The following is a 6,317-nucleotide window of genomic DNA, read 5'->3' on the forward strand; positions in this document are numbered from 1 at the left end:
CGCCGGTGGCCATCGGCGGAACCTCCGCGGCGCATGACGCTAGTAGCTGTCGTAGCTGGGCTTGCCGTTGGGCCGGTAGACGCCGACGACGGTGCCGCCCTTCGTCGTCGAGACGCTGACGGGTTCCAGCGCAGTGGGGATCGCTCCGTCGGCGAACAGCCGCTTGCCGGTGCCGATGATCACCGGGTGGATGGTCAGCCGGTACTCGTCGACGAGGCCGTGCTGCATGAGGGTCTGGGCGAGGTCGCCGCTGCCGACGACGTTGATGTTGCCGCCGTCGGACGCCTTCAGCGTGCGTACGGCATCGGTGATGTCGCCCTCCAGCAGCGTGGAGTTCTGCCACTCGACGGACGTCAGGGTCCGAGACGCCACGTACTTGTGCATGCTGTTCATCCGATCGGTGAACGGGTTGTCGGGATCGGCGGTCGGCCAGTACGACGCGAAGATCTCGTACGTCTTGCGGCCGAGCAGCATCGCGTCGGAGTGCTCGTACCAACCGGCGATGGCCGTGCCGACCTCGTCGTCGGCCACCGGTTTCTGCCAGCCGCCGTGCTTGAAGCCGCTCTCAGAGTCCTCGTCCGGACCGCCCGGCGCCTGCATGACGCCGTCGAGCGTCAGGAACGTGCAAACGATGATCTTGCGCATGGTGTGCTCCCTTCGTCGACGGGTAGACGGTACAACCGCCGGAAACTCATCGGCGGGACTTCCGCGGCGCGTCACACTAGCGTCAGTCCGGAGTGGCTTCCCAATGGAGAAGTCAAGCCCTGGCAGAGCGTCCCAACCCCTGTCGAGCGAGCCGTTTGCCGGGCGGGATCATTCGCCGAGCGTGGTTGGGCCGAGGCCGGACGGCAGCCGGCGCACTGCCACTGCCACGGCTTCCTGCGCTGTGGCGAATTGGCCAAGGTCATCGTCGATGAAGCCCGTGCCCACCCCGTACGTGCCGTCGCTGTTCGCGCTCAGGCATGGTCCGACGACGGTAAGGTCTGGGCGGGTGGTGGTCGAGAAGCGCAGTGCCCAGTGGCTCGTGAACGGGTAGAGGGCACGTAGTGCCGGCTCGGCGTGCGCTGCCTCGATGAGGTTTTGGTACGTCGCCTGCCAGGCGTACTCCAGTTCGGCCGCCTCCCGACGCATGCCCTGCCATTCGGATTCCGTCGAGCGCACGGGATCGTTGTCGGGGACTTCGAACCGGCCGGTCAGGTGCACGAAGGGCGCCGCCTGTCGGATGTCCCCCGACCTCGGCCAGGTCGTCCGTCTCGCCGTCGATGAGGGCCACGCCCGGAAACGACTCCGTACCGCGGATCGACCACTGCCGTTGGTGCGACCAGGCGCTGATCTGTAGCGGCTCGCGGTGCGGGAGTCCCTTCGACGGTCGCGTGGAGCAGCGGAGCGAAGTCTGGTGACGTGACGTGACGTGACGTGACGTGACGTGACGGCGACGGCGTCCAGGCCGCCCTCCGCCTCGGCCCGTAGGGCTGTGGCGAGGCTGCCGTGGGCCGCGATGTCGGGGTACAGGACTGAGGGATCGGGAGGGGTGGGCACGGCTCCTGACTGTGCCCGAGCCGCCGACTCTCCGGTCTCAGTTGCTCGCAAAGCAGCTCGACGCCTTCCGCTGGCTGACCCGATACAACACCCGCCGCCGGCACTCCCGCCTCGGCCAGCGATCTCCGATCGCCTACGAGAACGACCTCCAACCAGCAGCGACTACCCTGACCCAAGCCGCATAGATGTGTCCAAAATCCGGGGTCAAGGCCCATCAACGTCCTCGCCCCGTTCCGGCGCCACGGGTACGGGGCTGCCATTCTCGCCGCCGCTGAGGAACTCGTTGCGCGTGAGGGCATGACCTCGCTACATTTGAACGTTTTCGGGGACAACGCGGCAGCCATTGCCTTGTACCGGCGCAATGGCTATGAGGTGTCGTCGATGTCTCTGTCCAAGAGCGTGCAGCCTCGTTCGAGGGGCCGTGGTCCCAGCGCAGGGGCGGATTGACATCGCACAGGGCCTGTCAGGCTCCGGGGACGCTTCGGCCGGGGGCCGTCTGGTTCACGTATGCGTTGGCGTGGCTGACCAGAAGTCGTCGTGGATGTCGGCGGGGGCGGGGTAAGGGACGTCGCGCTGCGGGGTGTTGGGGGTGGTGGTGGGGTCGGGAATGTTGTCCGTCTGGGTGAGGCAGGGAGTACCGGCGGAGAAGATGAACTGGCCCGTGGCGCCAACCTGCACCGAGACGCTGAATTCGTCCGGCGTGGTGGCGTCGATGGCGGGCATGTCCCTGCTCGGATTCACACTGGTGATCTTGTAGCCCCGCGCCTTCCAACTGCGCTCGACGGTCCCGAGCAGACTGCCCCGCCGCTCGGCGGACACCTTGGTCAGGATGGCGATACGGCGTTTTACGGTGCCGGTACCGGTGCCCTTGCCCAGGATGTTGCTGCAGGCGATGTCATTCGAGGGGCCGTGGTTCCATCGGAGGGGCGGAGTGATGTCGCTCAGAGTCTGTTGCAAGATCGCGTCGGCCTTCTCGGCGCCCTGCATCATGTCCATGGTCGTTTTCTTCCTTTCCGTGGTGCTCTTCGGGAGCCCGCCGCAACCGACAGCTGTCGCGAGGAGCAGCGCTACGGCGACAGGGCGACCAAGGGGTCTCATCGGGGCTCCTGGGTGGTGATGTCGTTGCCCTTGCCCACCACGATTCGGGCGATGTTCCTGGCCGACGTGGGATCGGCGTCCGGATCGAAGTAGTTGGAGTGGGCGCCGAGGTCCGTTGGGTTCTTCAGGTGCTTGACCTTGTCAACCGTATCCGCGTCGGGGCTGACGAGCAGCGGCCCGTCAGCCGTTGCGAAGCGCTTGGCCCCGAACTCGCGGCTCGCTGGGTCGGCCCCGAAGTAGCGCTCGTCGGGGACGTCGTTCAGAGCGTGGCCGATCTCGTGGCCGATGTGCGCACCGCCAGGTCCCCCGAGAAGGCCCCCGAGCAGGATTCCGGTGGCTTCGCTCCTGCTGGGCAGCTGGGTCACGATGTCGTTCTTGGCGGCGCCCACATACACGTGGTCCCGCCCGACTCCGAGCTCGTCGGCGGTCTTCGCTTCCGTGCCCGGGCTGCCCACGAGGATGATGTCGTCGGCCCCGGGGATGCCACCATGCCGTTGAGCGGCGAGGCCGACGGTGAGCGAGCCGTAGGAGTGGCCTACGGCGGTGACATGCGGATCGCCCGTCTCGTGCGTGGCGGAGATTCCCGCCATGAACCCGTTGTACGCGGAAGCGCCCATCTTGGCGTTGTAGTCGAACGCGACGGCGGCGTTGGCCAGGGGTTGTTCGGCGGGTAGCTGGGGAGCGTCATACCCGAGCCAGACCATCGAAGCGGTGGGATGGTCGGGGTCCGCTTCCTTGGCACCAAGCGCGGTCTCCCGCGCCCGCTTCAGGTCGCTCTCGGCGAAGTGCGTGTCGAGACTGGTGCCAAGCCCCGGAACGTACGCGGCGACGTTCTTCGCCGTGTCGGGGTTACCGTACGAGACGATGGCGCGGCCGTTGCCCTGGTCCCCGATGCCCAGCAGATACATCGGGGGCTCGCTGCCCGCGCTGAGCTGCTGGTCGATCGACCGCAGCCCCGCCAGCTTGGCCCGCGCCGCTTCGTTGTCCTCTCCCGACAGTTTGCCGATCAGCATCTGCAGGTTGTCGCGGTTGGCTTCGTCGCGGGCGAGGGCCGGGATGCCGTCCAGGTTGCCGAGGACGTCCGGGCACAGCGTGAGGTATTCGTCGCGCTGGGTCTGGGAGAGGTGGGTCCACCAGTCGTGGCGTTCGGCGGGGGTGGCGTTCGTCGGGATGGTCTTCTTCAGCCGGTCACCGGAGACCTTGCGCACCGCCGCCAGGTCCGCCGCCGCGTCCCTCCAGGTCGCGTCGGTGACGTCCAGGCCGGGTTCGGCCTTCAGCCTGCTCAGTGCCGTGCTGAAGTGTTCGTCGGCCTCGCGGGCGGCCGTGAGCACCCGGCGGATGCGGTCGGCGATGTCCTGGGCCTTGGCCCGGTTGGGGTTGGGGTTGGGGTCGATCAGGCCCGGGTGGGGCGTGCTCAGGCTGGGTGGGCGGGACATGAGTGGGGTGTCGGCGCTGGCGCTGCCGCCGGGGTTCGGCTTGTCCGTGACCACGTTCTGGCCGCCGGCGGGGTAGCTCACCGATCCGTCCGCCGCGACCGTGAACCCGAGACTGGCGGCGTCGTCCAGGGCGTCCTTCAACTGGCCCTGGAAGCCAATCAGTTCGTACACGAGCGAGTTCACAGTCGTACGGACCAGACCGCATTCCGTACGGATGTAGTCGTAGTTGCGGTCCAGGCGCCGCAGCCGGTTGACGGCGGCCGGGGACGCCATGCCTTTCTGCGTGGCCTCCAGAGCGTGGATCATCTCGTTGCTGATCCGGTCCCGTGCCGCGTCGGCCTGGGTGCTGACGGTGCCCCAGCCGTCGGCGGCCTCCAGGAGCTCGGCGCACTTGAGGTCGTGCAACTGCTGCCAGGTGAGCATGTACGTCACTGGCCCTTGCCGGCCGGTGCGGAGAACTGCGCCAGCGCCGACTTCACACCCGCGTCCACCTCGCCCTGCGCCCACGCGGTCTTACGCAGGGCCGGCTCCAGTGCGCCGCACTCGGTGTGGACGGCCGTCAGCCGCTTCTCCCACGAGGTGAGTACGGACGTGAGCGCGGCCATACTCGCCAGTCCGGCCGTGCCGGCCTCGGCCCCGGCGTGGGCCGAGGTGAGCTTGGCCTTCGCCGTGGCGGTGTCCGTCTCCAGTGCGTGGGCGGTGCCCGCCGCGTCCGACCACGGCTTGGCACTGTGCTTCAACTCGCCGCCGGCGTCATTGCGCCCGCCACCCGCCGCTCCCGCCGACGCCAGTGACATGTCTGACTGCTGTCCGCCCGGCCCCGCCTGGTCCAGCAACCGCTGCCAGCTCTGCGCGTACACGTACTCCCCCGTGGTCTCGTGCGACTCTCTTCCGTCGCCCCGAAATGACGTTAAAGGGGCTGGTGGGGGCGTGCGCAAGCGCAGACAGGGGAGTGGCTGAAAAAAGCGCGGCCACGCATAACACCCGTATACGGGTGTGCGCAAGAGTGATCACGCTCAGGCGCACGCGTCGGCGCCGCCATGTTCTCCGGCGCGGCGTCTGAGTGCTCGGTGGCCGACCGCGGCGTGCGCCGATTCCTGTAGCACAAGGCTCGGGACGCAGGGGGCTCCTGAAGATGCGCTGGACCGTCCCGTCCCGTTCCGCTACCGGTCCGTTCCATCCAGCCACCGCCAGCGCGACATTCGGCGTGAGCAGTCGGTTCAGCGGGTCCAGCGTCTCGGGTCCACCACCGTCGTCCGGCGGCACTCGGGCGGGTGCTGCGCTCGTGAGCTGACCTGGCGAACAGCTCGTGGCCCCGCTCGCAGAGCCGGGTCGGCGCCTGCGGTCATCCCGTTCAGGCGGCGTGCGCGAAACGCTCGCGCAGGTCGCGCAGGTGGCTCACCCGCCCTTCGGCTTCGTGCCCGGTGTGCCGCCGGTTGCGGCGGGCGGCGCGGGCCTCGCCGACCAGCCGCTGGGCTGCGGCCTCGCGGAGCAGCTCGGCCTCGTTCACCTTGTACATCCGGTACTCGAACATCTTCGGCTCCCTGACGCCCCAGAGGGGCTTGAGTTGGTGGTCCATCGCTTCCTGCGAAGCCTCAACTCTCGTCTCCCAGGGGGTCCTGAGACATCGGGAGAGTGCCCCATCCTCACGGATGCGGGGGCCTTCGAAGTACCGTGGGTCGCCGCCCCGGGGACTCAGTGCATAAGGCAGGGATACGTAGTCGGCGGTGCAACCCCTAAATTGCTGACCGGGACCGGCGGCCAGGGCCAGGGCCAGGGTGCGGTGCAGGCGGCAGGCGCTGACCGGCCGTCGGCCGCCCCGCAGCGGAGGACGAACGGTGTCGGCCCGCAGGCGCGTCACATGCCGTGGCGGCGGCAGGGCGTCTGCGGGTATGCCCTGCACACCGTTGCAGAAACTCACTTTTTCATGTGCTTGTAGGAGCGGTGTGAGGGCATGCGGTGGTCAGGAGGTCGATAACAATGGTTCCCCTGCTTCTGGTACTTCTGCTCGCTCTGGTCCTCTTCGGTGCGGGTTTCGCGCTGAAGGCGCTGTGGTGGATCGCCGTGATCGTGCTGGCCGTGTGGCTGCTGGGCTTCGTCGTCCGGGCCGCGGACGGCAGCGGCCGTCGGGGCCGCTGGTACCGCTGGTAGGCGGGTTCTCCTCCGTGTGAGGACCGCGGTAGACGACGCAGGTTGACGTGGGGCCCGGCCCGGGGGGGGCCCGGGCCCCCCCCCCCCCCCCCC

8 protein-coding genes are annotated in these 6,317 nt (G+C 68.4%); 2 read left to right on the plus strand and 6 right to left on the minus strand.

The features are described 5' to 3' along the window. Nucleotides 1-39: 39 nt before the first annotated feature. Both ACFWA7_RS23510 and ACFWA7_RS23515 read right to left on the minus strand, forming a co-directional pair. Entirely contained in the window at nucleotides 40-645 is a 606-nt protein-coding gene (locus ACFWA7_RS23510) for a dihydrofolate reductase family protein (protein WP_385824982.1), read from the minus strand. A 168-nt stretch (nucleotides 646-813) separates the two neighbouring features. Then, a complete protein-coding gene (locus ACFWA7_RS23515) occupies nucleotides 814-1,203 on the minus strand; it encodes a DUF6193 family natural product biosynthesis protein (protein WP_385824984.1) in 390 nt (129 codons plus the stop codon). A gap of 549 nt (nucleotides 1,204-1,752) precedes the next feature. Between ACFWA7_RS23515 and ACFWA7_RS23520 the strand changes: the two genes are divergently transcribed. Further along, nucleotides 1,753-1,986, plus strand: a complete 234-nt coding sequence (locus ACFWA7_RS23520) for a GNAT family N-acetyltransferase (protein ID WP_385825071.1) — start codon at nucleotides 1,753-1,755, stop codon at nucleotides 1,984-1,986. A 54-nt stretch (nucleotides 1,987-2,040) separates the two neighbouring features. Here the strand turns inward: ACFWA7_RS23520 and ACFWA7_RS23525 are convergent, their stop codons facing one another. The 4 genes from ACFWA7_RS23525 to ACFWA7_RS23540 form a co-directional block, all read right to left on the minus strand. Then, nucleotides 2,041-2,535, minus strand: a complete 495-nt coding sequence (locus ACFWA7_RS23525; protein ID WP_385824986.1) for a hypothetical protein — start codon at nucleotides 2,533-2,535, stop codon at nucleotides 2,041-2,043. Between the two features lie 98 nt (nucleotides 2,536-2,633). Next, nucleotides 2,634-4,496, minus strand: a complete 1,863-nt coding sequence (locus tag ACFWA7_RS23530) for an alpha/beta hydrolase (protein ID WP_385825074.1) — start codon at nucleotides 4,494-4,496, stop codon at nucleotides 2,634-2,636. 5 nt (nucleotides 4,497-4,501) lie between these two features. Beyond that, the gene (locus ACFWA7_RS23535) at nucleotides 4,502-4,933 is read right to left on the minus strand and encodes an amino acid ABC transporter permease (RefSeq protein WP_385824988.1); all 432 of its coding nucleotides are present in this window, start codon (nucleotides 4,931-4,933) and stop codon (nucleotides 4,502-4,504) included. A gap of 494 nt (nucleotides 4,934-5,427) precedes the next feature. Next, complete coding sequence (locus ACFWA7_RS23540; RefSeq protein ID WP_385824990.1) at nucleotides 5,428-5,652, minus strand: hypothetical protein; 225 nt, start codon at nucleotides 5,650-5,652, stop codon at nucleotides 5,428-5,430. Nucleotides 5,653-6,053: 401 nt separating this feature from the next. On the opposite strand from ACFWA7_RS23540, the gene ACFWA7_RS23545 reads away from it, so the two are divergent. After that, on the plus strand, nucleotides 6,054-6,224 hold the full coding sequence (locus ACFWA7_RS23545; protein ID WP_329404272.1) for a hydrophobic protein: 171 nt from the start codon (nucleotides 6,054-6,056) through the stop codon (nucleotides 6,222-6,224). The last annotated feature ends 93 nt before the right edge of the window (nucleotides 6,225-6,317 follow it).

The organism is Streptomyces sp. NPDC059994 (genome assembly GCF_042737755.1).
Classification (GTDB): Bacteria; Actinomycetota; Actinomycetes; order Streptomycetales; family Streptomycetaceae; genus Streptomyces.